Here is a 25458-nt window from a genome sequence, read left to right as displayed (position 1 = left end):
GTCGTTGTTCCGGCGACGCGACGCGCACGTTACGGTCGGTTCATGGCGCCAGAAACGACAAGCACAGCCGAACATCTGCGCAACGCACTGGACGGGCGTTGGCGTGACGTCAGAAACCGGATGCGGGAGACGCTGAGCGAGGACCTGTTCCGTCCCCACTACACCCCCAACACCGTGATCGCCCGCACCAAGGTGGCCGAGCAGATGCGGATCATGGCGGCGTTCGGCGCGGCCGCCGACGGCTTCCGCAAAGAACACGGCGGCACCGGCGATGTCGGCGCGGCGATCACCATGATCGAGATGCTAGCGATGTCGGACCTGTCGTTGATGGTGAAGGCCGGGGTGCAGTGGGGCCTGTTCGGCGGGGCCGTGGAGAACCTGGGCACCGAGCGCCATCACGAGACCTACGTGCCCAAGATCATCAGCCTGGAGTTGCGCGGTTGTTTCGCGATGACCGAGACCGGGCACGGCAGCGACGTTCAGTCGCTGGAGACGACCGCCACCTACGACCCGGCGACCGAGGAGTTCGTGATCGACTCCCCCACCCCGTCGGCCCGCAAGGACTACATCGGCGGGGCCGCCGAAACCGCCACGGTGGCAGCGGTATTCGCGCAACTGATCACCACCGAAGACGGCAAGCCGCTCAATCACGGTGTGCACTGCCTCTTGGTGCCGATCCGTGACGCCGACGGCAACGACCTGCCCGGGGTGACCACCTCGGACTGCGAATACAAGGGCGGCCTGCCCGGGGTGGACAACGGGCGCATCGTGTTCGACCACGTCCGCGTGCCCCGGGTCAACCTGCTGAACAAGTACGGCGACGTGGCCCCGGACGGCACCTACAGCTCGCCGATCGAGAATCCCAACCGCCGGTTCTTCACCATGCTGGGCACGCTGGTTCGCGGCCGGATCACGGTCGGCGGCAGCGCCGGTGCGGCGGGCCGGGTGGCGCTGGACATCGCCACCCGATATGCGTTGCAGCGCAAGCAATTCACCACCCCGGACGGCGACTCCGAGGTGCTGATCATGGACTACCTGGTGCACCAGCGGCGGTTGTTCCCGTTGATCGCCAAGTCCTACGCGCTGCAGTTCGCGCAGAACGAACTGGTCAGCAAGTGCCACGACATCCAGAGCGCCGACGATCCCGATGCCGACGAGCAGCGCGAACTGGAAGCGCGCGCGGCCGGGCTGAAGGCCGCCAACACCTGGCATGCGACGCGGGCGATCCAGGAGTCCCGCGAGGCCTGCGGCGGCGCAGGCTATATGGCCGAGAACCGGCTGATCGCGCTGCGCGGCGACACCGACGTGTTCACCACCTTCGAGGGCGACAACCACGTGCTGACCCAGCTGGTGGCCAAGGAGCTGCTGACCGCCTACGCCGACGACATCAAGAGCATGAGTCCGGTCGAATGGGTTCGCTTCGCCGCCAACGCCGTTGGCAATCGCGTCATCAAACGCACCGCGGCCGAGACGATCATCCAGACCATCGTCGACGCCCGGCAGGACAGCGAGGAAGAGGGCAGCCTGTTCAACCGCGGCACCCAGATCAAGATGTTCGAAGACCGCGAGGAGTATCTGCTGGCCTCGGTGGCGCGGCGGCTGCAGGCGAAATCGAAAGAGATGTCCGAATTCGACGCGTTCAACTCGGTGCAGGACCATGTGTTGCACGCGGCCAGCGCGCACATCGACCGGGTGGTGCTGGAAGCGTTCGTCGCCGGCATCGACGGCTGCCCCGACGAGCAGGCCCGCGAGCTGTTGGGCATCCTGTGCGACCTGTACGCGCTGTCGGTGATCGAGGACGACAAGGCCTGGTACATCGAGCACCGCTACCTGTCCACCGAGCGCGCCAAGGCGGTCACCCGGGGCATCAATGACCGCTGCCGGGCGCTGCGGCCGCACGCCCAAACCCTGGTCGACGGTTTCGGGATCCCCGAGCGGCTGCGCTACGCCGAGATGCTGCACCCGGAGAACCTGTCGGAGGCCCTCACGAGCTGACCGGCTGCTCGGCCATCGGCTGCCAGTCCGGCGCGGTGCGCGGCTCGGGCGCCCGGCGTGGGCGCACATATCTGGCCCAGGTCAGGGCCGCCGCCGCGACGTAGCACAGCATGAAGGCGCCGAACGCCGGCGTCGAGCTGCCGGTGCTGGCATAGGACTGGCGCAGCGCCAGGTTGATCACCACGCCGCCCAGCGCGCCGAACGAGCCGGCGAAGCCGATCAGCGCCGCCGACCGGGCCCGTTCCCAGTGGCGTCGTTCGGTGTCGCCGAGCTCCAACGCCCGGCTGCGCTGCGCGAAGACCGACGGGATCAGCTTGAACACCGATCCCTTGCCGACGCCGCAGCAGATGAACAACGCGATGAAGCCGGCGATGTAGCCGGCGGTCGTGTACAGCGACACCGGGGCGCCGGACGGGCGGGTCAGGTCGTCGTGCGTGCTCACCGCGACCAGGAAGCCGCCCGCAACGATCATGGCGGCCAGCACGGTCAGGGTGACCCGGCCGCCGTCGAAGCGGTCCCCCAGCTTGCCGCCGACCACCCGCGCCATCGATCCGAGCAGCGGCCCGGCGAAGGCGATCTCGGCGGCGTGCAGCGCGGCCTGCCCGTGCGTCTGCCCGCCGGCGATCAGGTTGTGGGCTATCACCTGGCCGAAGGCGAACGCGAATCCGATGAACGAGCCCGAGGCGCACATGTACAGGAACGAAATCGTCCAGGTGTCGGGCACCGTCAGCACCGAGCGCACGTGACCGACCTCGACGGAATGGTCCAGGTTGTCCATGAACAGCGCGGCGCCCACCCCGACGAGCGCCAGCAGCACCACATAGACGGCGCACACCCAGTACGGCGCCTGGTTACCGGCGGTGGCCAGCACCACCAGTCCGACCGCCTGGATGCCGGCCGCGCCGAGATTGCCGACGCCTCCGGTGAGACCCAGCGCGAACCCCTTGCGCCGCTGCGGGAAAAACGATTCGACGTTGGCCAGCGCGGCCGCGTAGTTCCCGCCGCCCAAGCCGGTCAGCGCCGCGCACACCAGATACGGCCACAACGGCAACCCTGGGTGAGCCAGCAGCACGATGGCCGCGAGCGTGGGGATCAGCAGCACCAGCGACGACAGCACGGCCCAGTTGCGACCGCCCAGCCGCGCGGTGCCCATGGCGTACGGGATGCGCACCAGCGCCCCGACCAGTGCCGCGGTGGCGCCCACCAGCAGCTTGTCGCCGGTCGTGAAACCGTAGCGGGCCTGCGGCATGAACAGCACCATCACCGACCACAGGTACCAGATGGAAAAGGCGACGTGCATGGTGGCGATCGACCAGATCAGGTTGCGCCGGGCGATGAGCTTGTTGCCCGCTTCCCAGGCCACCAGATCCTCGGGATCCCAATGCGCGATGCGTCGCGTCCGTGCCATCAAACCCGCCTTCTGCCGATTGGCACCCACGACACGTCGCCCGACCACCGCACCGGGCACCGGTTGTCAAGGATGCCAGCGCTTTCCGAGTAAAGCGGCATTTCCCGGTAAGAACTCACTGAGGGCAAGCTGTGAGTTCCCGCGGGCCGGCGCCCCGTGGCCGTCCGCTGTGTCATGGCGATCACCTTGTTGCCCAACGACATTGGGGCGATCGCGAGCCCGCGGCCGTTATTGATTCGGGATCTTGCCGATGGTTTGCAGTTTGCCGTCGGGCCCGATCCGGAACTTCACCGTTCCGATCCCGGTGGGACAGCACAGCTGATCATTTCCCTTCTGCCACTGGTATTGAACGGTGACGGTGTCATCCGAGGGCGGTAGCACGGTTATATACGGCTTTGCGTTCGGGGTGGCGGTGCCCAGCGGCGTGTTGTGGTCGAAAAAGAGCAGTTGTTGGGGAGTCGACTCGCTGGCGATGGTGGGGATGATCTGCACCCAGTGCAACCGGCAATTGCGGGTGTGGCCGCGCCCGATCTCTACCCAGATGGTGCCGGGGATCGCGATGGGAACCGCGGTGATCGCCTGTCGCACAGTGTCGGCCGTCGGCCCGTCGGAGGCCTTGCAGGTGTCCGGCCGGGCCTGTGGCGGCGCCGGTGGCTTCCAGCCGCAACCGGAGGCCAGCAAAACCAACACCATCACAGTGAGCCGACGCACGCGGTGAGCTTAGCGAAGACTGTGAATGTCCCGTCGGTTTGGTCAAAAAGCCCGTTCGAAGAAGCGTGGCGCGGGCAGCGGTGAGTACCCTCAGCCGGGGCAGATGGTCAACGATGACCTGCGGTAACACGATCCCAAGCCCTGAATCTCCCCGGCGATTTCACACCGGCGTGCCTGCCGTTGAGAGGAAGAAGTAAACGGGGGGAAATTTCGGGCAGCGGTGCCGAAACATGGCTGCCCCACAATGAACTCACTCGTTAGCGAGCTAACCCGTGCACACTCGACGGAGGGACGTAAGCGTGGCCAGGGAGTCCATGGCGCCGGAGAACGCCGTGAACACCATGTGCGCTTACTGCGGCGTCGGCTGCGGCATGGTGTTGCAGATCACAACCGATCCGCAAACCGGGCGCCGTCACGTCGCCAAGTCGGTTGGCAACAAAGAACATCCGGCCAACTTCGGCCGCCTGTGCACCAAGGGGGCCACCACCGCCGACCTGCTCGCCGCGCCGGGCCGGATGGACTCGGCGCATGCGCGGGCCGGCCGCGGCGAACCGCTCGAACCGATCGGCACGGATCAGGCGATCACCCGGTGCGCGAAACAGTTACGGGCGATCATCGACGAGCACGGCCCGGACGCGTTCGCGATGTACGTGTCCGGCCAGATGTCGCTGGAGGCGCAGTACCTGGCGAACAAGCTGACCAAGGGTTTCATCGGCACCAACCAGATCGAGTCGAACTCGCGACTGTGCATGGCCAGCGCCGGTTCCGGCTACAAGCTGTCGCTGGGCGCCGACGGACCACCGGGTTCCTACCAGGACTTCGAACACGCCGACGTGTTTTTCGTCATCGGCGCCAACATGGCCGACTGCCACCCGATCCTGTTCCTGCGCATGATGGACCGCGTCAAGGCGGGCGCGAAACTCATCGTCGTCGACCCGCGCCGCACCGCGACGGCCGAAAAGGCGGACCTGTTCCTGCAGATCGCCCCGGGGACGGATCTCGCGCTGCTCAACGGCCTGTTGCACCTGATCGTCGAAAATGGGCACACCGACCGCGAATTCATCGCCGAGTTCACCGAGGGCTGGGAGGTGATGCCCAGCTTCCTGGAGCAGTACACCCCCGACCGGGTCAGCGAAATCACCGGCATCCCCGCGCAAGACATCCGCGCGGCGGCTCAGCTGATCGGCGAGGCCGACAACTTCATGAGCTGCTGGACGATGGGCCTCAACCAGAGCACGCACGGCACCTGGAACACCAACGCCATCTGCAACCTGCACCTGGCCACCGGGGCGATCTGCAAGCCGGGCAGCGGCCCCTTCTCGCTCACCGGTCAGCCCAACGCGATGGGCGGCCGCGAAATGGGTTACATGGGACCGGGTTTGCCGGGCCAGCGGTCGGTGGCATCGGCCGCCGACCGCGAGTTCGTCGAAGACGTGTGGGGTGTTCCCCGCGGAAGGCTGCGCACCGAGGTCGGCACCGGAACCATCGACATGTTCTCCCGGATGGCCGACGGGCAGATCAAGGCATGCTGGATCATCTGCACCAATCCCGTTGCCTCCGTTGCTAATCGGAAGACCGTGCTGGCCGGGCTGGAGCGCGCCGAGTTGGTGATCGCCCAGGACGCCTACCTCGGCACGGAGACCAGCGAATACGCCGACGTGTTGTTGCCGGCGGCGCTGTGGGCGGAGACCGAGGGGGTGATGGTCAATTCCGAGCGCAACATCACGCTGTCCCAGCCGGCGGTCGCGGCGCCGGGTGGGGCCATGCCCGACTGGCAGATCATCGCCCGGATCGCTTGCGAGATGGGGTTTTCCGAGGCGTTCAGCTACAGCTGCGCCGAGGAGGTGTTCGAGGAGATCAAGCGGTTCTGGAACCCGAAGACCGGCTACGACCTGCGCGGTGTGAGCTATGAGCGGCTGCGCCGGCAGCCGCTGCAGTGGCCGTGCCCGCCGCAGAGCACGGCCGACCGCAACCCGATCCGCTACCTCAATGACGGCGTCAGCCAGACACAACTGGTCCGCGAGGACGGCACCGTGCCGCGGCTGGCCTTCCCGACGCCGAGCGGCCGCGCGGTGTTCTTCGCCCGTCCGCACCTGCAGCCCGAGGAAATGCCCGACGACGACTACCCGTTCCTGTTGAACACCGGGCGGCTGCCGCACCAGTGGCACACCATGACCAAGACCGGCAAGGTCGCCAAACTCAACAAGCTCAACCCCGGCCCGTTCGTCGAGATCCATCCCGACGACGCCGCCCGGCTGGGCATCGGCGAACACGACCGCGTCGAAATCGCTTCCCGCCGCGGCCGGGCCGTGCTGCCCGCCGTCGTCAGCGACCGGGTGCGGCCCGGCAACTGCTTCGCCCCGTTCCACTGGAACGACGCCTTCGGCGAGTATCTGTCGATCAACGCGGTCACCAACGACGCGGTCGACCCGATCTCGAACCAGCCCGAATTCAAGGCGTGCGCGGTCACCCTGACGAAAGTCGCCGTCTCCCACCCCGATTCGGCCATCGGAACCGGCCCTTCGGCGGGCCACGACACACCGGAATCCGCGCCCACGGAGGTACGAGAAATCAGCGTGTCACAAGTCGATGCCCTCGGCGAATTGCTGGGCGTGGCAACGTCATTCAAGCCGGAATTCAACGAGCTCGGCCGCTCGTACCTGGCCGGGATGCTGACCGGACTGCGCTCGGACGTCGGCCGCCGCGCCGGTGGCGTGCCCACGCTGCCACCGAGCGCGCCCTTCGATTCCCGCACCCGACTGTGGGTGGACGGCCTGCTGGCCGGGTTGTTCTCCCGCGCCGACGCATCCCAGCAGGCGGCGCTGCCCGAGCCGCCCCAGCCGGCCGCGCCGGCCGGTGCCACACCCGCGCCCGAGCGGGCCCCGGTCGTGGTGCTGTGGGCGTCGCAGACCGGCAACGCCGAGGAGCTCGCCGCCGAGGTCGCCGCGCAACTCGCGGCGGCCGAGCTGCCGGTCGCCCTGCACAGCATGGACGACTTCCCGGCGGCCGAGCTGGCGGCGACGCGGGAACTGCTGCTGATCACCAGCACCACCGGTGACGGCGACGCACCCGACAACGGCTCCGGCCTGTGGCGCGCGCTGACCGGCGACGCTGCACCGCGATTGGGCAACACCCGCTACGCGGTGCTCGCGCTGGGCGACTCCAACTACGACGACTTCTGCGGTCACGGACGCAAACTCGACGCGCGGCTGGCCGAGCTGGGCGCGACCCGAATCGCCGAACGCGTCGACTGCGAACCCGACTACGAACAGGCCGCGGCCAAGTGGGTCGCTGACGTCATCGAGGCCCTGACCCGCACGCCCACCGCGGTGGGCGGCGACGGCGGCGGGACCGTCTCGGCCCGCACCTCCCCGGTGGCGGCGCCGTCCCGCCCGCACGCGCCCGCGCCGCACACCTACAGCAAAAAGCACCCGCTCATCACCGACATGGTGCGCAACACCACGTTGAACGGGCCGAAATCCACCAAGGACGTGCGGCATCTGGTGTTCAACCTGCCGGAAGACGCCGTCAGCTACGAGGCCGGTGACGCGCTCGGGGTGTGGCCGCGCAACAGTGACGAGCTGGTCGACGAGTGGCTGGCGGTCACCGGCCTGGACGGGCAGACCCCGGTCGAGGTCGGCGAGCACGGGCTGATGTCACTGCGTTCGGCGCTCACCGAGCGCATCGAGATCGCGCACATCAGCCGGGATTTGGTGCGTTTCGTGCAGGAGCGTACCGGCGACGCCAAACTCGCCGAGCTGTTGAAGCCGGAAAACAAACGCGCACTGGCCGATTGGACGTGGGGGCGGCAGTCCATCGACCTGCTGGCGCAGCTGCCGGTGTCCGCCTCGGCCCACGAATGGCTCAGGGTGCTCAAACGCCTTCAGCCGCGGCTGTATTCGATCTCGTCGAGCCCCAAGGCCTGCCCGGGCGAAGTGCACCTGACGGTGTCGCCGGTGCGCTACAACTTCCAGGGCGTGCCGCGCCGCGGGGTGTGTTCGACTTACCTCGCCGCCCGCTCCCCCGGCGATCGGGTGGCCGTCTACCTGCAGCCGTCGAGCAACTTCCGCCCGCCCAGCGACCCGGACACCCCGATGATCATGATCGGGCCGGGCACCGGGATCGCACCCTTCCGCGGCTTCCTGCAGGAGCGGCGCGCGCTCGGCCACCGCGGCCCCAACTGGCTGTTCTTCGGCGAGCAGCACGCCGCCACCGACTTCTACTACCGCGACGAGCTGGAGCAGATGCGCGAGGACGGTTTTCTCACCGAGCTGGACCTCGCCTTCTCCCGGGACCAGCAACACAAGGTCTACGTGCAGCACCTGATGCGCAACCGCGGCAAGCAGCTATGGAGCTGGCTGCAGGACGGCGCCCAGCTGTACGTGTGCGGCACCGCCGACCCGATGGCCAAGGACGTCGACCGGGCGCTGTGCGACATCGCCGGCGAATTCGGCAATCTCGACCCGGACGCGGCCAAGGCCTACGTTCAGTCGCTCAGCGCGGACAAGCGCTACCACCGCGACGTCTACTAGCCCGCACTAGCCCGCACTAGCCGCGACGACGTCGAACTCGTAATACGGCGGAAACATCGCACACCCACCGCTGAAACATGCGCATCGCACCATGCACTCAAAAGGTCGCGCACCTGAAGGAGTGACGTAGTCGTGGCTCGGGAGTGTGATGGACCCGATCGGGTCGTGAAGAAGAACTGTCCGCTGCAGTGCCCCCGGCGATACGGCGGGGTGGCCGAGAATGCGGCCGGTGACCAGGTGGACTGGGCGGGCTTGCCGGTCAATCTGGACTTCGCGTTCTCGCGGGATCAACGCGACAAGGTCTACGCCCAGCACCTCAAGCGCAGGCACGGGACACAGTTCGGCACCTGGCGGCGCGGCGGCCAGGTGTGCGTGTGCGAGCTGGCGAGCGAGTCCGTTTCCAGCGGGTAGCCGCCACCGATCGCGCCGCTACCGCCGGGCCGGATCGGGCTGGCCGTAGACGGCGACCACGACGGTGCGGTCCAGGCTGTTGTCCGACCACACCCCGATGGAGGTGTTGGCGCAGTCCCGGATGATCGCCATGTCGTCCGGGTTGGCATACCACTGGTTGACCAGCTCGAGGCTGCTGATCGCCATCGCCGGGTTGATGGCCACCGTCTCGGCGGCCCTGCCGCGAAAGCCGGCGGCATTGGCCCGGTCCTGCGGCGTCGATCCGTCGGAACCGATGTCGTCGTTGATGTTTCGGTTGTTGATCATGTCCTCGGCGTGCCATTCGGCGGCCAGGGTGAGTGCGTTGTTCCTGACCACGTCGTTGGTGCAGCCCGCCTGGTGCTGCAGGGTGTAGACGGCGGAGACGACGGCGCTGTTGAGCCGCTTGTTGTCGGCGTGCGCGGCGGGCACCGGCAGCGCCGCCGACACGACGACCGCGCCCGCCATCAGGCGGGCGGCGCGGCTCACCGATACCGACACGCCTCACACCGGTTCGAAGCGGGACACCAACCAGCGGCCGTTGACCTTGTCCAAGGTCATCCGGACGACGGGCTGGGTGTCGGTGGGGGCGCCGTCGCCGATGGTGACGGTTTGGTCGACGAAAACCAAAGCCACCGCGTGGTTTTCGGCGACCGAGACCGATGCCGCCGCGTTGACCCTGGCCGCGGACGAGATGTGCTTCTCCTTGGCGCCGGGAATGACGACCTGGCGGGTCAGCTCGGCGTAGGCATCCTTGAACTCACCGGTCAGCCGGTCACGCGCCGCGGCGAGGTCCTTGTCCACCGAATCCGCCCGGTAGGACAGCAACGCCACCGCGTCCTCACGGGCGGCCTGCACTGACTGGGCGCGAGCCTGGGCGAGGTCGTCGGCGGATCCGGCCGACCACCTCAGGTAGCCGGCGCCCAACGCCAAGACCAGCGCCAGCCCGGGCAGTATGCCGTAGCCGAACACCCGCGGCCAGGCGATCGAGGGTTTGCCCCGCGACGACGTTGGTTGCGGGTCGGTGTCCGACTCCCGGATATCGGCGGCGGTCCGGGCCGTCTCGCTCGGCGCGGTCACGGGACGAACACCACGTTGGAGACCTTGGCGTCATCGCCGACGGATCGGACCTCGATGCGCATCCGCCATTCCCGCGGCGGCTCGTCGCCGCCCGCGGTGTGCGACTTCACCGCGACCGCCACCAGCACCTGGGCGGAGTCGCCGCGCTGCGACTCCAGTCCCGCATCGGTGACGGTGCCTTCGGATTTCGATTGCGCCGCCTTGACCACCTCCGCGAACGGTTTGGACCGCTGCTCGAACTCGTCGCGGAACGCGCCGGTGGCCGAATCGAGGATCCGCTGCACGTCGCGGTCGACCTGGGTGTAGTTGATGGTGGTGAGGTTGACCGCGCCCTGACGGGCGGTCGCGACGAACAGGTTGCGCCGCGCCTGGGCGTCGTGCTGCTGATAGGCGCGGTAGCCCAGCCAGCCGCTCAACCCGGCCAACGCCGCCACCATGACCGCGCCGACCGCCAACACCGTCGCCGCCCGCGACAGCCGTCGCCGCCGGGCGAGTTCGCGCCAGCGCGCGACCCGGCCCTGGTCTTGATCGTCTCCCTCGTCGGTGTCGAGTTGTGTTGCTGCGTCGGACTTTTCCTCGGCGGAGGGGGTATCAGATTCGTCGGCCATGATGCTCGAACTCCTCAGGGTTGCGGAACCAGAAGTGATTGCCAGCTTTTGGCGCGTGGGTGCGCCAGATCGGACTCGGTGTAGCGGCGGCCGTCCGGCCCGATGTAATCCCCGGTGGCCGGATCGTAGGGTGCCACCGCGACGGGCGGGGGTGCCGGGGCGGTGCCCCGCGGTGGCGGCAGCCGCGGATCCTGTCCCGGCGGATACTGCGGCACGCCTTGACCACTGGTGGTGGCATTGGGGTCGCCCTTCCAGTTGTAGCCGTCGTTGAGTGGCACGTATTCTTCGTCGCTTTCGCACAGTTCGACGGTCGGTGCGCGTTTCCACGGCTTGCTCTCACAGGGGATGTTGCGCACGCCGCGGACGTTGAATTCCGAGTCCTGCGGCACCCGGCAATACAAGTCGGCGGCCGGTCGGTCCGGCGCGTCGACACTGGCGGGCGAACGGCGTTGCGCCGGAGGCAGATAACCCGTCGTGCACGGCGGCGGCAGGTTGAGGTTGAGGTTGAAGTCCAACTGGGCGCCCCGGTACTCCTGCTTGGTGTTGGAGCTGGGCACGATGATCGCCGCCATGGCCGCGATGCCCTGCGGCAGCAACACCAGCAGTTGTTCGATGTCGTGGCGGTAGACGACGGCGATGTCGCCCAGGCTCACCAGGTTGGCGAACAGCACCGGCAGGGCGGGCGTCACCCGGTCCAGCAGGGCGCGCCCCTCCTCGACTCCGGAAGCGCCGTGCGCCAACAGGTCTCGCACCGCGGCATCCTGCGCCTTGAACTGGGCCATGAGGGCCGCGGTGCGCTCGGCCCAGGTGGCGATCGCCCCGGAGGTCTGGACCTGTGAGTTGAGCACCGCCGGAGATTGATCGATCAGCGCGGCGAGCGGGTCGACGGTGTGGCCGCCGGCGACTGCCAGCGCGGTGGACCCGTCGACGATGCGGGACAACTCGGGGCCCAGTCCGCCGACCGCCCGGTTGGTCTCGTCGATCACCGTGCGCAGGTTGTCACGGGGAATCGCTTGCAGCGCACGGTTGGTCATGTCGAGCAGCCGCCCGATGTCCACGGGTACCTCGACGCGGCCGGCGGTGATGACGTCGCCGTCGCGCAGCGTCCGGGACTGGTGGTCGCCGGTGCCGGGCCGCGGGGTCAGCTCGATGTACTGCTCACCGATCGCCGAGCGGCTGTGCACCGACGCCTGGACGTCGAAGGGCACCTCGATCCCCGACCGCATAGCCAGCACCGCGCGCACTCCGGTCGCGGTGACGTCGACCGATTTGACCTGGCCGACGTCGGTGCCGCGGTAGGTGACCACCGAGGTCTGGTAGAGCCCACCCGATTGCGGCAGGTCGACCGTGACCCGGTACTCGCCGATCCCGAACAGGGTCGCGGGCAGCTTCATGAAGTTGAATGCCATTGCGCCGCAGGAAACAACGGTCACCAGCGCCAGAATCGACAACTGGATCCAGGTCCGGCGGTTCAACCGAAGCATCAGTATCCCCCGAAATGGTAGGGATAGGTCAGCGGGTTGCCGCCGGTGACGGGGCTGGGCTGCATGCCGATGGTCCGGCCCCACTGCAGTTCGAGCTGGGTGAGGTTGCCTTCCCAGCGCGAGCCGGTGAAAAGCCCTTGGTCGATGCGGCTCAGCGTCAAGTCGACGATCAAGGTGAGGTTGGCGTAGTCGCCGCGGAACCAGTTCCGCACCGTCGACGCCGGCCAGGGGTAAGTCGCCAGGCCGTCCAAGCCGCGGGTCAGCGAGGGTCCGGCGTCGGCCAGCGACCGCAGCACCGGCGCGATGTTGCGCAGGTTGTCCACCAGGGATTGCTTGCTCTGGTGGATGGTGTCGGCCGCGATCGCGCTGAACTTGCCGACCCGGTCGATGGTGTCGGCGATCTTGGTGCGCTCTTGCGCCAGCACGGCAAGCGCTTTGGGCACCGACGTCAACGCCTTGTCCACCACCGGGTCGGCGGCGGCGACCTGACCGGCCAGGGCATTGAGATTCTCGGCGGCGGCGATGATGTCGTCGGTCTGCTCGTTGGTGTGCGCGATGAACTCGTCGATCTGGCTCAGCAGGCTGCGCATGTCGGCTTCCCGGCCGGCGAAGGCCTTCGCCACCGCCTGGGTGATCTCCTGCAGCTGCCCGATTCCGCCACCGTTGAGCAGAATCGACACCGAGGCCAGCGTCTGCTCGGTGGTGGGGTACAGGCTCGCCCGGGACAACGGGATGACCGAGCCGGCCGTGAGCCGGCCGACGGGCGGCTCGTCTTTGGGTGGTGCGAGTTCGATGTGCATCGACCCGAGCAGGCTGGTCTGGCCGAGCTTGGCGGTCGAGTTGGCCGGCAGGTGCACGTCACCGTCGATGCGCATGGTGACCAGGGCGTGCCAGTCCTGCAGTTCGATCTTGGTGACGTTGCCGACGTTGACGTCGTCCACCCGGACGCGGGTGTTTTCCTGGATGGTCACCACATCGGGCATCTGCGCCTGGATGGTATAGGAGCCCGGTCCCCCGCCCGCGGTGCCGGGCAGCCGCAGCGAATTCAAGCCGCGCCAGCCGCACCCGGAAAGCGCTGCCGCGCAAGCCAACACGAGTGCTGCGACGACCGCGCGTCTCATGACGGCCCCGTCGGCAGCATCAGGTCCCGCAGCACCTGCAGCGAGTTGCTCGTCGGGTTCGGCGGCGGGCCGGGTTCGGCGGGCGGCTGATCGGCGGGCGCGGGCTGGCCGGGAGGCGCCGGCGCCTCGGGGGGCGGGCCGCCGTCCGGGGGCGTGTACCCGGGCCGCAGCCAGTCCTCGCTGTAGGTGATCTCGCTGGGCCGGGCCTGGGTACCGACGAACGGGTTGATCCCCGCCGGGATGTAGTTGTAGATGCGGTTCTTGATGATCGGGTTGAGGTATTGCAGGCACAGTTTGGATACCCGCGCCAGCCGGGCCCGCGACGCCGCTTCGATTGAGCTGCAGATGAATTGGGGAATGTCGGCGAAGTTGTTCAGCGCCAGGATGCCCGTCATCGCGCTCTGGGCCGGCTGGTAGATGTTCAAGAAGTTCTGGAACACCGTGGGGGCGATGTGCAGGATCTGCTTGACGTCACCGCGACTGTCGTTGAGCGCGGTGGTGATGGAGCCCAGGCGGTCGACCGTGACACCCATCGCCTCGCGGTTCTCCGCCAGGAAATCGCGCACATCGGTCAGCGCCCCGTCCAGCGACTTCAGCGCGCTGCCCACCTCGTTGGGGGTGTTGGTCAGCAGGGTCGTCACGGCGGCCAGGTTGGTGTTGAACGAGGCCAGCAGGTCGCTGCGGGAGTACAGCGCGGACACCAGCAGTTGCAGGTTGCGCACCGTGCTGAAGATGTCGTCGGCGTGGTCACCGAGCGCCGAAATCGCTTCGGAGAGCTTGAGTACCGTGTCGCGGGCGGTGTCCCCCTGGCCGCGGAGATTGTCGGCGGCCGAGTTGACGAATTCGCCGACCGAGTTCACCCCGCCCGCGGTGGTGGGCTGCAGCGCGTCGGTCAGTTTCTCCAGCTGCTTGCGGAAATCGTCCCACTCCACCGGAACCGCGGTGCGGCTCAGCGGGATCGCCGCGCCGGGGCTCAATGTGGGCCCACCGGAGTATGCCGGCACCAGCTGGATCGCCCGGGCGGTCACCAGCGATGGCGACAGCACGGCGGCGCGGGCAGCGGCGGGGATCGCGTACTTCTTGTCGACGGAGAACGTCACTTTCGAGCCGGCGGATTGGGGTTCGATCTTGTCGACCGCGCCGACGGCGACGCCGAGGATGCGGACCTCGTCGCCGACGAACAAGCCGTTGGTCTCCGCGAAATACGCCGCGTAGCTGTTCTTTTCGACGGCCCGCCACAGCTTGCCGCCGACCAGCACGCTCGCCACGGCCAGCGTCAGGACCAGGCTCAGCGCGGTCGCCTTGCGCAGGGTGTCTCGAGTGATGGTCATGGCTGATCGAATTCGTGGGGCGAGGGCGGCGGGATGGTCCGCACCGGTGGCGTGGACGGCGGCGGCGACGGCGGCTGCGACCACAGCGGCACCGGCGCGTTCTCCGGCGGCACCGGCGGAGTCCCCGTCGGCGGATCCACCACCTCCGAGGGCAGCTTCTGATCGGGGTCCAGGAAACGGTCGTACATGTCCGCGTCCAACACCGGTCCACCGAACTGGCCGGGCACCAGGTTGGCCACGTAGGCCTTGAAAAACGGCCCCGAGCCCAGGCATTCGCCGAACGACATCGCATACCGTTTGAACTTGGGTAGCGTTTTCTGCAGCTCCTCCTTGCGGTTGTCCAGGATCTCGAGCACACCGTTGAGCTTGTCCAGCGCGGGTTTGAGCTGGGTTCGGTTGTCGTTGACCAGCCCGCTGATCTGATGCGACACCGCGGTGAGGTGGTTCATCAACGCATCCAGCGAATCCCGTTCGTCCAGCAGCGCGGCCAGCAGCGCGTTGGAGTTGGCCACCAGCCCGGCGATCTGCTGGCTGCGCCGGCCCAGCACCGCCGAGACGTGATTGGCGTTGCCCAGCAGGCTGCGCAGCTGCGCGTCGCGGCTGTTGAGGGTGTCGGAGAACCGGGCGACGCCCTGCAGCGCGGGCTTGAGGTTCTCTGGTGTGGCTTTGAGGGTGTCGGCCAGCGTGGTCAGGGCCGCGGAGAGTTGGGTGGTGTCCAGGCCGCTGATGGTGGTGGTCAGATCGCCCAGGGCGTCGGGCAGATCGTAGGGCGAGGTGGTGCGTTCCAGTGGAATGACGCCCGAGAGCCGCCCGTCCCCGCGCGGGGTCAGCTCCAACATCTTGGCGCCCAGGATCGTTTCGGTTTTGATCGCCGCCTCGGTGCGATCGCCCAGGACGACGCCCTTGCGGACGGTGAATCCGATCCGCACCTTGGTGCCTTCCAGGCGCAGGTCCGAGACCCGGCCCACGCCCATGCCGGAAACCCGCACCGCGTTGCCGGGTTTGATGCCGCCGGCCTCGGAAAAGTAGGCCGCGTAGTCGTCGGTGTTCTTGATGAACGGCAGCTTGTTGTACTGGAAGGCGACGACGGTGACGCAGGCCAGGATGACGGTTCCCAGCACGCCCAGCATCAAGGGCCGTTGCGGGGCGGGTGATTTGGGTAGCTTCCACGTCATTTCGGTGTGCACCGCCCGCTGGGCTGACCCAGCAATTTGACGAAGATCGGGTTGCCGCCTTTGCCGTTGAGCTTCAGCAGCACTTCGCAGAAGTAGAAGCCGAAGTAGTCGCCGTTGAGGCCCTGGCGGGCCAGCACCTGGTAGATGTCGGGCAGCTCCTTGAGCAGGTTGTCGACGTAGTCGCGGTCGGAGAGCACCTGCCCGGACATCCGATCCGTTTGCTGCACAACGTCTTTGAGGGGCTGGCGGGACTGGGAGAGCAGGTCGGTGATGGAGCCGGCGGCCGCGTTGATGTAGGCGAGCCCGGTGGAGATGTCGTCACGGCGCTGGGCCAGCCCATCGACCAACTGCGCCAGTTTGTCCAGGCCGTCGGAGAATTCGTGGTCGCGGGTGGCGAAGGTGCGCAACACGGTGTTCAGGTTGGTGATGAGCTCGCCGATGAGCTGGCTGCGCCCGGCCAGGGTCGAGGTCAGCATCGAGGTCTGCGACAGCACCGAGGCCAGGGTGCCGCCCTGTCCCTGGAAGATGCGCAGCAATTGGCCGGACAGGGCGTTGACCTGATCGGGGTCCAGCGCCCGGAACAGCGGACGGAACCCGCCGATCAGGGCGTCCAGGTCGAGCGCCGGCGAGGTGCGCGCCAGCGGAATCGTCGCGCCCGGCGGCAGCCGGCGCGGCGAGCCCGGGCCCTCCTCCAGCGCCAGAAAGCGGTCGCCGATCAGGTTTTCGTAACGCACCACCGCCTTGGTGCCCTCGCTGAGCCGCACGCCCTTGTCGACCGCGAAGCCGACGGTGACGGTGCCGTCCCGGTGCAGGGTGAGATCGCCGACCTTGCCGACCTCCACCCCGGCGATGCGCACGAAGTTGCCGGACTTCAGGCCGGAGATGTTGGTGAACACCGCTTGGTAGCCGGTGCGGTCCTCGAAGCGCAGCTGACCGAACACCGCGATGAGGGTGAAGGTGAACAGCAGGCAGACCGCGGTGAAGATCGCCACCCGCCAGGCGATGCTCGACAATTTCCTTCTCATGGCGGCGGCTGCCCTCCCCGCCAGAAGTAGCGCGGCGCTTCGGGCGGGTTCTTGGTGGTCGGGAACCAGTTGGCCCACCACGGGTTACCCGCGGCCACGTTGGTACGGATTTCGTTCGGCGCGGCTCCCCAACCGGTGTCGGTGACCAGGGCTCGCACCGGGAAGTTGGCGCTGGGGTCGGGCAGCGAACCACAGCTGGGCCTGCCGCCGGGGCCGCCGGTCGCGTTGACCTTGGGCAGGTGTTTGGGATAGCGGTACGGGTCATCGCCGAACAGCAGAGCGGCGTCCAGGATCACCGAATATCCGTTGCCGCCCAGGGCATCTCGGCCGCCGTGGTCGACGTACCACTGGGCGCCCTGGAACAGGCAGGTGTAGGTCGGGGAGTATTTCTGCATCAGCGCGATGGTGGGATCGAGCAGGTTCATCGCTCGCACGATGTTGGATTCGTTGGCTCCGATGACGTTGATGCCGGTCTGGCTGAAGCCGACGGCCGACAGCAGCAGCGAGTCGAGCGAGCGCTGGTTGTCGGTGATGGTGTTGCTGGTGGTGCTCGCCGAGTCGAGAATCGACAGGATGTGTTGCGCCGCGTCGGAGTAGACGGCGGTGGTCGCCCCGAACAGCCGCCAGTCCTCACCGACGGTGTCCATGCGTGAATTGACGGTGCGCAGAAGGCTATTGGCGTCGGTGATGGCTTCGCCGATCCGCTCGCCCTTGCCGCGCACCGACTGGGCGAACGCGGACAGGATGGCGTTGAGCTTGGCCGGGTCGAGCGCCTGGACGACCGCCTGCAGGTTCTCGAAGACGGTGTTCACCTCGACGGTGACGTTGCGTGAACGCAGCACCGCGCCCGGCTTGAGCGGGCTGGCGCTGGGCCGCTCGGGAACGATCAGGTCGACGAATTTGGAGCCGAAGGCGGTGGTCGATTTGATCTCGGCTTCCAGGTTGCTCGGCAGATATCGGAACGGGCCCGGCTGGATCTTCAGCTGCAGCCGGGCGGTCTTCACGTCGGTGCCGATGGAGGCGACCTGCCCGATCTGCACACCGCGCAACTTGACCTTGGCGCCGTCCTCCATCACCAGTCCCGCCCGGTCGGACACCAGCGTGAGCGGGACGAAGGTCTCGAACTTCCCGGAGAAGGAGGCCGCGGTCAACGCGACCAGTCCGCCGATGACGATGAACAGGGTGGGCGCCCACCAGACGGGGTCGATCCCGTTGCGCTGGTTTCCGCCGCGCCGGATGAGGCCGCTGCTGCTGTGTTTGCTCATCGGCTATCCCGACAGGTTGAAGTTGCCGGACTGCCCGTACACGGACAGCGAAATCATCAGGCACACAAAGGCGGTGACGATCATCGACGACCGCACCGACCGGCCGACCGCCTCCCCCACGCCCGCCGGGCCGCCGGTCGCGGTGAACCCGTAATAGGTGTGCACCACCATCACACCCGTGGCCATCGCCAGCGCCGAGAAGAACGACCACAACAGGTCGTTCGGGCGCAGGAAGGTGGAGAAGTAGTGTTCGTAGACGCCTTTGGATTGGCCGTAGACGTAGATGGTGAGCAGCTTCGCCGCGATGAACGACATCAAGACGGCGACGGCGTAGAGCGGGATGACCACCAGGATGCCGGCGATGATGCGGGTCGACGCCAGGTAGGTGACGGCGCGGATGCCCATGACTTCCAGCGCATCGATCTCCTCGTTGATGCGCATCGCCCCCAATTGCGCTGTCGCGCCGGCACCGATCGTGGCCGCCAGCGCCAGGCCCGCCGTGCAGGGCGCGATCATCCGCACGTTCAAAAACGCCGAGAGGAATCCGGTCAACGCCTCCACGCCGATGTTGGACAGCGTGTCGTAGCCCTGGACCGCGACCAAGGCTCCGGTGGTGAGGGTGAGGAAGCCGATGATGCCGACGGTGCCGCCGATCACCGCCAACGCGCCTGTGCCCATGCCCATCTCGGCGATCAGCCGCAACAGCTCGCCGGGATAGCGCCGTATCGCGTCGGCAATGGCCGTCAGGGATTGGCCGTAGAACACGGTCTGCTCCCCCAGCTTGCGGGTCGACTCGACGAGCCTGGGCCCCAGCGCAGCGAACCGCGACGGCTCGCGGGCGATCTCGGTCATTTGGCCGTCACCTTCACCCCGAGCGCGGTGGTCAAAATGTTGATGAAGAACAGCGCCATGAAGGAGAACACCACCGTCTCGTTCACCGCGTTGCCGACGCCGGTGGGGCCGCCGCCCACCGATAGACCCTTGTAGCAGGCGATCAGTCCCGCGGACAGACCGAACAGGGTCGCCTTGATCAGCGAGATCACCACCTGCGGCAGCCCGGTGACCAACGTCATGCCCGCGACGAAGGCGCCCGGCGTGACGTGCTGGACGAAGACCACGAAGATGTAGCTGCCCGTCAATCCGGTGACGGCGACCACCGCGTAAAGCATGACCGCCACGAAGGTGGCCGCGATGATGCGCGGAACCACAAGTGCCTGAACGGGATTGACGCCGATCACCTTCATCGCGTCGATTTCCTCGCGGATGGTGCGCGCGCCCAGGTCGGCGCACATGGCGGTCGATCCGGCGCCCGAAACGACCATCGCCGTGACGACCGGCCCCACTTGGGTGACCGACGCCAGCCCGGCCCCCGCGCCGGACAGGTCGCCGGCGCCGATCTCCACCAGCAGAATGTTGAGCACGAAAACAATCAGCACGGTGTACGGAATCGACAACATGATGGTCGGAAAAATGGAAACCCGTGCCACGAACCAGATCTGTTCGAGAATTTCCCGCCACGCCCACGGCCCGCGAACCGCGGCGGCCAGCGCCTCGGCGCTGAGCAAGAAGAATTGGCCGAGCGCCGTCATGGGCTTGGCGATGGCGGTCGCGTTCACGGTGCTCGCCCGCTCATTCGCTGACTCAACCCGACCCCCATATTTCGTAACACGGTTTATCCGTTCGTAATCACCTGGCTCCCAAGCAAACAGCGCTGTTTACATGCGGCACTCACGTGTGCTTCGCGCATAGTTCAGCGAATCTACGGCCACGACCTCGTCCGCCGTCAGGGTTGCAATCAACCAGAAGAAATGTGGGCGGGGACCGGACGGATGGTTTCACCCGCCGTCCGGAATAGTGCTGCACGCAACGCTTCTACGACGAGCGTCAGGATTCGCCGCACCGCTGTCGTGGGCAAGGTTTTGCGTCGGCGTGACCACAACTTCGGCCGTCCAGGAACAGGTGGGCATCAAGTCGAGGAATAAGAAGTGCCGGTTGTGGATACACTCTGCCGGTGACAAACAGCCCGTCGTCATACCTGGTGTTGGCGTCGCAGCGCAGCGGCAGCACGCTGCTGGTCGAATCGCTGCGGGCCACCGGCGTGGCCGGCGAGCCTCAGGAGTTCTTCCAGTACCTGCCGTCCACCAGCCAGGCGCCGCAGCCGCGGGAATGGTTCGCCGGGGTCGACGACGAGTCGATCCTGAGCCTGCTCGATCCGCTGGACGCGGGCACGCCGGACCTGGCTCCGCCCGAGATCTGGCGCAGCTACATCCGCACGGTCGGCCGGACCCCCAACGGGGTGTGGGGCGGCAAGCTGATGTGGAACCAGACCCCGCTGCTGTTGGACCGTGCGAAGAACCTGCCGGATCGCAGCGGCGACGGGCTGCGGGCGGCCATCCGCGATGTGATCGGCGAGGAGCCGCTGCTGATTCACGTCTACCGGCCGGATGTGGTCTCGCAGGCGGTGTCGTTCTGGCGGGCGGTGCAGACGCGGGTCTGGCGGGGCCGGCCCGACCCGGCGCGCGACGCGCGCGCCACCTATCACGCCGGGGCGATCGCCCACGTCGTGACGATGCTGCGCGCCCAGGAAGAGGGCTGGCGCAATTGGTTCGCCGAAGAGGACCTCAAACCCATGGAGATCCCGTATCCGGTGTTGTGGCGCAACCTGACTCAGGTGGTCGCCGCCATCCTCGAGCAGTTGGGGCTCGACCCACAACTGGCGCCCGAACCGGTGCTGGAGCGCCAGGCGGACCACCGCTCCGACGAGTGGGTGGACCGCTACCGCGCCGACGCGGAGAAATACGGTCTGCCGACCTGAAATACGGCGGAGCTAAATTCAGGCCGAGCCAATCGCTTGGATGCGGCGGGCGCGACCGCCACGATTCCGTCAGCAGGCGTCCCGCGTGGGCCGCCACCGGTTGCTCGAGGAGCGGACATGGTGAGTGACAATCGCGGCGATCACGAGGCGCCCGATCGTGGGCAGGACTGGGCGGCGCGGCTGGCGTCGGTTTCGGTGGATTGGTGGGCCACCGCGGTGGCGGGCGTGATCGTCGCGCTGGCGGTGGCCGACGTGCTCCCGAAGATTCCGTGGTGACCGGCGTGAGCACCGTTCGCGTCGCACCCGACGAAACAGACGAAACAGCGGACGCCACCTTCACCAGCACCCGCCCGCTCGACTACCTGCCGGGCATCCTGCTGCTGATCGGCGTGGGGGTGTTGGGCAAGTACGCCCAGATCTGGTGGAACGCGCTGGCCAAACACGAGCACTGGACGGTGCCCGACATCGAATATGTGTTGTGGGCCATCGTGATCGGGCTGGTGATCACCAACACCGTCGGGCTGCACCCGATCTTTCGGCCCGGCGTGCTGACCTACGAATTCTGGCTGAAGGCCGGGATCGTGGCGCTCGGTTCGCGATTCGTGTTGGGCGACATCGCCAAGCTGGGCGGGATCAGCCTGGTGCAGATCCTGGTGGACATGACCATCGCCGGGACGATCATCATCGCCGTGGCCCGCTGGTTCGGGTTGTCGGGCAAGCTCGGTTCGCTGTTGGCGATCGGCACGTCCATCTGCGGGGTGTCAGCCATCGTGGCGGCCAAGGGCGCGATCCGCGCGCGTAACTCCGACGTCAGCTACGCGATCGCCGCGATTCTGGCGTTGGGCGCGGTGTCGCTGTTCGTGTTGCCGCCGCTAGGGCATGCGATCGGGCTGACCGATCACGAATTCGGTTTGTGGGCAGGGCTTTCGGTGGACAACACCGCCGAGACCACCGCCACCGGATACCTGTACTCCGAGCACGCCGGCAAGATCGCGGTGCTGGTCAAGTCGACCCGCAACGCGCTGATCGGTTTCGTGGTGCTGGGTTTCGCGCTGTTCTGGGCGGGCCGCGGGCAGGCCGACGAGATCGCCCCGGGGGTTCGGGCCAAGGCCGCCTTCATCTGGGCCAAATTCCCGAAGTTCGTGCTGGGCTTCCTGGTGGTCTCGGCGATCGCCACCGCGGGCTGGCTGACCAAGGGCCAGACCGCCAACCTCGCCAACGTGTCGAAATGGGCGTTCCTGCTGACCTTTGCCGGGGTGGGGCTCAACACCGACATCCGCCAGATCGCCCGCACCGGGTGGCGCCCGCTGGTGGTCGCGGTCATCGGGTTGACCGTGGTCGCCACCGTCTCGCTGGGCATCGTGCTGCTGACCTCGCGCGTATTTGGTTGGGGCGTAACCACTTAGGGTTTAACCGCCCGGCCGGCGGTTCAGCCGACGTTGGCGCCGCCCTCGGCGATCCGGCGCACCGCGCGCAGGAACACGTCGATCTCCTCGAACGTGTTGTAGAAGGCGAACGACGGGCGCACGGTGGCCTCGAGTCCCAGTCGGCGCAGGGCCGGCTGGGCGCAGTGGTGGCCCGCGCGCACCGCGATGCCCTCGGCGTTGAGCGCCTTGCCCACCTCGAGCGGTTCGTGGCCCGCCAGCACGAAGGACAACACGCTGGCCTTCTCCTGCGCGGTCCCGATCAGGCGGACCCCGGGGATGTCGGCCAACCGCGGTGTCGCGTACTCCAGCAGGGCGTGCTCGTAGGCGGCGATCCGCTCGACGCCCAACCGTTGCACGTAGCGCAGCGCCTCGGTCAGCCCGACGGCGTCGGCGATGTTGCCGGTGCCGGCCTCGAACTTCGTCGGCGGCCCCTGGTACAGCGAGCGTTCCAGGGTGACGTCGGCGATCATGTGGCCGCCGCCCTGCCACGGCGGGGTCTCGGTGAGCGCCTCCTCGGTGCCGTAGAGCGCACCAATCCCGGTGGGGCCGTAGATCTTATGGCCGGAGAAGACGAAGAAGTCGGCGCCGAGTTCGGCGACGTCGATCGGGATGTGCTGGATGGACTGGGCGCCGTCGATCAGCACCCGGGCGCCGTAGCGGTGACCCAACTCGACGATCTTGTCCACCGGCACCACGGTGCCCAGGGCGTTCGACACGTGGCTGGCCGCGACCAGCTTGGTCCGCGGGCCCAGCAGCTCCTCGAATTCGCTCAGCAGCAGGTTGCCCGCGTCGTCGATCGGCGCCACCTTCAGGATGGCACCGGTCTTTTGCGAAATCAGCTGCCAGGGAACGATGTTCGCGTGGTGCTCCAGGTGGGTGATGACGATCTCGTCGCCGGGCTGCAGATGCTTGGCGCCCCACGCGTGGGCCACCAGGTTGATCGCCTCGGTGGTGCCCCGCACGAACACGATGTTGTCCGAGCTGGGCGCGCCGATGAACTCGGCGACGGTGTCGCGGGCCTCCTCATAGGCGTCGGTGGCGCGGGCCGCCAATTCGTGTGCGGCGCGGTGAATGTTCGAGTTCTCGTGGGCGTAGAAGTGCGACAGCCGGTCGATGACCACCTGCGGCTTCTGCGTCGTCGCCGCATTGTCGAACCAGATCAACGGTTTTCCGTTGACCGTCTCCTTCAGGATCGGGAAGTCCGAGCGAATCGCGGCGACGTCGAAAACCTCGTGCTCGTCGCGAAACTGCGGCACCGGATCGGTTTTGGTCAGGAAGTGGTAGTCATGCTCGTCGCCGGCCGGCGCATCGGGTGCGGGTGCGTCGGACCAGCCCAGGTCGGCGACCGAGGGCGCCTCGGGCAGCCACGACGGCGCCGTCGCGGCCCGCGGCACGAGGGGGACGGGCGGCGCCGTCCCGGCCTGCACACCGGGCGCGGTGGACACGATGCCGGTGGGCACCGCGAACGCGCTCAGGTCGGCGCCGTAGGCGGTGGCCGCGGCGGTCGTGTCGGGCACCTGGCCGCGGGGGGCGGGCGGCGCGCTCTGCGGCGGCGCCTCCGGCCCGGCGGGCGTCGGAGCCCCGAGATAGATGTCGGCGACCCCCAGCTGCGGCACCCATGACGAATACACGTCGCTGGTGCCGGCGGCCGCCCGCCCGGCCGACGTGGCCGCCGTGGCGTCCGGCGCGCTGCCGCGCGGGGCGGGCGGCGCCGCCTGCGGGGGTGCTTCGGGGGCGGGAGACGCCGGGGGCGGCAGGTAGACGTCGCGCCCACCGACCTGCGGAACCGGTCCCGGGTACACGTCGGCCGTGCCGGCGGCGGTCCGCCCGGCCGAGGTTGCCGCCGTGGCGTCCGGCACGCTGCCGCGAGGTGCCACCGGCGCCTGCTGCGGCGGGCTGTCGGGGCCCGGGCGGATGCTGGCCGCATACAGCTGGCTGGCCAGCGCGGCGAGTTCCGCGGCGCTGATGGGCAGGTCGCTTTCGGCGTCTACCGCTCGGTACTCACTTGTACTCATGGAACTGATCCACCGCGACGTCGTCGAGCACGGCGAGCGCGTCATCGGTCAGGACGGCCAGGGAGGTGTACAGCGTGACCAGGTAGGTCGCGATCGCCGACTGGTTGATGCCGGTGAACCGCACCGACAGCCCCGGCGCCTGCTCCCCGACCAGGCCGGGCTGGAACAGCCCGACGACGCCCTGACGTTCCTCGCCGGTGCGGACCAGGATGAACTTCGTCTTGCCGTCCTCTACCGGCACCTTGTCCGACGGGATCAGCGGAATACCGCGCCAGGTGATGAACTGGGCGCCGAACAGGCTCACCACCGGCGGCGGCACCCCCCGGTAGGTGGCCTCGCGCCCGAACGCCGCGATGCCCAGCGGGTGGGTCAGGAAGAAACTGGGCGTCTTCCACACCTTGGTGATCAGCGCGTCGAGGTCGTCGGGCGTGGGAGCCCCGGCCAGCGTCTGGATCGTCTGCTCCGGCGTCGCCTGGGCCAGCAGCCCATACTCGGGGCTGTTGATCAGCTCCAGCTCCTGGCGCTCCTTGATGGTCTCGATGGTCAGCCGCAGCTGCTGGGCGATCTGGTCGTGCGGGCTCGAGTACAGGTCGGAGACCCGGGTGTGGATGTCGACCAGCGTGGAAATGCTGCGCAGCGTGTACTCGCGCGGGCTGGTCTCGTAGTCCACATAGGTCTGCGGTAGCGGCTCTTCACTGCCGGCGCCGGCCTCGGCCTTGATGGCGACCTGCTCGGGATTGACCACCCGGTTCACCCGGTAGATGCCCGCCTCCACCGGAACCCAGTTCAGCAGGTGCAGCAGCCAGCGCGGCGTGATCGTCGAGAGCTGGGGGACGGTCTTGGTTGCGTTGGCGAGTTGCCTGGCAGCCAGATCACCAAGTGCTTGAGACTCATTTTGAGCCGACGTCATCGTGATCCTTAAGTTCGTAGGTGCAGTTACTTCGTGTTGTTACGTTGTGCTGTGACCCCGGGTGGGGCGGGTGAGGCTGCATCGCTCTTGCCGGCCTGATGGTGCGGCTTGAAAGGACTGGCCGCCC

The 25458-nt window shown here is 67.7% G+C and carries 21 protein-coding genes; 6 read left to right on the top strand and 15 right to left on the bottom strand.

Annotated elements, in window-relative coordinates:
* Positions 1-42: 42 nt before the first annotated feature.
* The gene (locus tag H7I87_RS11260; protein ID WP_023881352.1) at positions 43-1995 is read left to right on the top strand and encodes an acyl-CoA dehydrogenase family protein; all 1953 of its coding nucleotides are present in this window, start codon (positions 43-45) and stop codon (positions 1993-1995) included.
* Here the strand turns inward: H7I87_RS11260 and H7I87_RS11255 are convergent.
* Together H7I87_RS11255 and H7I87_RS11250 are read right to left on the bottom strand one after the other, a co-directional pair.
* On the bottom strand, positions 1985-3403 hold the full coding sequence (locus H7I87_RS11255; RefSeq protein WP_033726822.1) for a nitrate/nitrite transporter: 1419 nt from the start codon (positions 3401-3403) through the stop codon (positions 1985-1987). The genes H7I87_RS11260 and H7I87_RS11255 overlap by 11 nt on opposite strands.
* Positions 3404-3631: 228 nt before the next feature.
* Positions 3632-4096 carry an LppP/LprE family lipoprotein gene (locus H7I87_RS11250; protein WP_003872476.1) on the bottom strand — a complete coding sequence of 155 codons (465 nt, stop codon included), beginning with the start codon at positions 4094-4096 and terminating at the stop codon, positions 3632-3634.
* A 332-nt stretch (positions 4097-4428) separates the two neighbouring features.
* Between H7I87_RS11250 and H7I87_RS11245 the strand changes: the two genes are divergently transcribed.
* Together H7I87_RS11245 and H7I87_RS11240 are read left to right on the top strand one after the other, a co-directional pair.
* Positions 4429-8646 (top strand): bifunctional nitrate reductase/sulfite reductase flavoprotein subunit alpha, encoded by a 4218-nt coding sequence (locus tag H7I87_RS11245; RefSeq protein ID WP_033726786.1) that lies wholly within the window; start codon positions 4429-4431, stop codon positions 8644-8646.
* Positions 8647-8811: 165 nt separating this feature from the next.
* On the top strand, positions 8812-9057 hold the full coding sequence (locus H7I87_RS11240) for a hypothetical protein (RefSeq protein ID WP_009976307.1): 246 nt from the start codon (positions 8812-8814) through the stop codon (positions 9055-9057).
* 18 nt (positions 9058-9075) lie between these two features.
* Here H7I87_RS11240 and H7I87_RS11235 read toward each other — a convergent pair whose 3' ends face one another.
* From H7I87_RS11235 to H7I87_RS11185, 11 genes are read right to left on the bottom strand one after another with little or no spacing between them, the layout of a single operon-like run.
* The gene (locus H7I87_RS11235) at positions 9076-9576 is read right to left on the bottom strand and encodes a CAP domain-containing protein (protein ID WP_016705470.1); all 501 of its coding nucleotides are present in this window, start codon (positions 9574-9576) and stop codon (positions 9076-9078) included.
* Positions 9577-9579: 3 nt separating this feature from the next.
* Complete coding sequence (locus tag H7I87_RS11230; RefSeq protein ID WP_009976305.1) at positions 9580-10155, bottom strand: Rv1363c family protein; 576 nt, start codon at positions 10153-10155, stop codon at positions 9580-9582.
* Positions 10152-10763, bottom strand: coding sequence for an Rv1363c family protein (locus H7I87_RS11225; protein WP_033726785.1), 612 nt, complete (start codon positions 10761-10763; stop codon positions 10152-10154). Before H7I87_RS11225 ends, H7I87_RS11230 begins: the two co-directional genes overlap by 4 nt.
* Before the next feature lie 14 nt (positions 10764-10777).
* Positions 10778-12247, bottom strand: coding sequence for an MCE family protein (locus H7I87_RS11220; RefSeq protein WP_023881345.1), 1470 nt, complete (start codon positions 12245-12247; stop codon positions 10778-10780).
* Positions 12247-13368 carry an MCE family protein gene (locus H7I87_RS11215; RefSeq protein WP_019733921.1) on the bottom strand — a complete coding sequence of 374 codons (1122 nt, stop codon included), beginning with the start codon at positions 13366-13368 and terminating at the stop codon, positions 12247-12249. Before H7I87_RS11215 ends, H7I87_RS11220 begins: the two co-directional genes overlap by 1 nt.
* Positions 13365-14699: an MCE family protein gene (locus H7I87_RS11210; RefSeq protein WP_019733922.1), complete on the bottom strand. Its 1335-nt coding sequence runs from the start codon at positions 14697-14699 to the stop codon at positions 13365-13367. The genes H7I87_RS11215 and H7I87_RS11210 overlap by 4 nt, the downstream gene beginning before the upstream one ends.
* Positions 14696-15874 carry an MCE family protein gene (locus tag H7I87_RS11205; RefSeq protein ID WP_023898581.1) on the bottom strand — a complete coding sequence of 393 codons (1179 nt, stop codon included), beginning with the start codon at positions 15872-15874 and terminating at the stop codon, positions 14696-14698. The genes H7I87_RS11210 and H7I87_RS11205 overlap by 4 nt, the downstream gene beginning before the upstream one ends.
* Positions 15871-16899 carry an MCE family protein gene (locus tag H7I87_RS11200; RefSeq protein ID WP_019733923.1) on the bottom strand — a complete coding sequence of 343 codons (1029 nt, stop codon included), beginning with the start codon at positions 16897-16899 and terminating at the stop codon, positions 15871-15873. The genes H7I87_RS11205 and H7I87_RS11200 overlap by 4 nt, the downstream gene beginning before the upstream one ends.
* Positions 16896-18164, bottom strand: coding sequence for an MCE family protein (locus tag H7I87_RS11195; RefSeq protein ID WP_023881340.1), 1269 nt, complete (start codon positions 18162-18164; stop codon positions 16896-16898). Before H7I87_RS11195 ends, H7I87_RS11200 begins: the two co-directional genes overlap by 4 nt.
* Before the next feature lie 3 nt (positions 18165-18167).
* Entirely contained in the window at positions 18168-19016 is an 849-nt protein-coding gene (locus H7I87_RS11190; RefSeq protein ID WP_003872489.1) for an ABC transporter permease, read from the bottom strand.
* On the bottom strand, positions 19013-19780 hold the full coding sequence (locus H7I87_RS11185; protein ID WP_009976294.1) for an MlaE family ABC transporter permease: 768 nt from the start codon (positions 19778-19780) through the stop codon (positions 19013-19015). Before H7I87_RS11185 ends, H7I87_RS11190 begins: the two co-directional genes overlap by 4 nt.
* A 395-nt stretch (positions 19781-20175) precedes the next feature.
* Here H7I87_RS11185 and stf0 point away from each other — a divergent pair, with 395 nt between their 5' ends.
* From stf0 to H7I87_RS11170, 3 genes are all read left to right on the top strand, one after another.
* A complete protein-coding gene (gene stf0, locus H7I87_RS11180; RefSeq protein WP_003872491.1) occupies positions 20176-20979 on the top strand; it encodes a trehalose 2-sulfotransferase in 804 nt (267 codons plus the stop codon).
* A gap of 117 nt (positions 20980-21096) precedes the next feature.
* Positions 21097-21255 carry a hypothetical protein gene (locus H7I87_RS11175; protein ID WP_009976293.1) on the top strand — a complete coding sequence of 53 codons (159 nt, stop codon included), beginning with the start codon at positions 21097-21099 and terminating at the stop codon, positions 21253-21255.
* Positions 21252-22385, top strand: a complete 1134-nt coding sequence (locus H7I87_RS11170) for a YeiH family protein (RefSeq protein WP_003872493.1) — start codon at positions 21252-21254, stop codon at positions 22383-22385. Before H7I87_RS11175 ends, H7I87_RS11170 begins: the two co-directional genes overlap by 4 nt.
* Positions 22386-22408: 23 nt before the next feature.
* Here H7I87_RS11170 and H7I87_RS11165 read toward each other — a convergent pair whose 3' ends face one another.
* Both H7I87_RS11165 and H7I87_RS11160 read right to left on the bottom strand, forming a co-directional pair.
* Positions 22409-24421, bottom strand: coding sequence for a family 2A encapsulin nanocompartment cargo protein cysteine desulfurase (locus H7I87_RS11165; RefSeq protein ID WP_033726784.1), 2013 nt, complete (start codon positions 24419-24421; stop codon positions 22409-22411).
* Positions 24408-25331 carry a family 2A encapsulin nanocompartment shell protein gene (locus H7I87_RS11160; protein ID WP_003872495.1) on the bottom strand — a complete coding sequence of 308 codons (924 nt, stop codon included), beginning with the start codon at positions 25329-25331 and terminating at the stop codon, positions 24408-24410. The genes H7I87_RS11165 and H7I87_RS11160 overlap by 14 nt, the downstream gene beginning before the upstream one ends.
* Positions 25332-25458 lie beyond the last annotated feature (127 nt).

This window comes from Mycobacterium timonense (assembly GCF_025821985.1).
In the GTDB taxonomy this organism is placed as follows: Bacteria; Actinomycetota; Actinomycetes; order Mycobacteriales; family Mycobacteriaceae; genus Mycobacterium; species Mycobacterium avium.
This window is presented reverse-complemented; position numbering and strand designations above follow the sequence as displayed.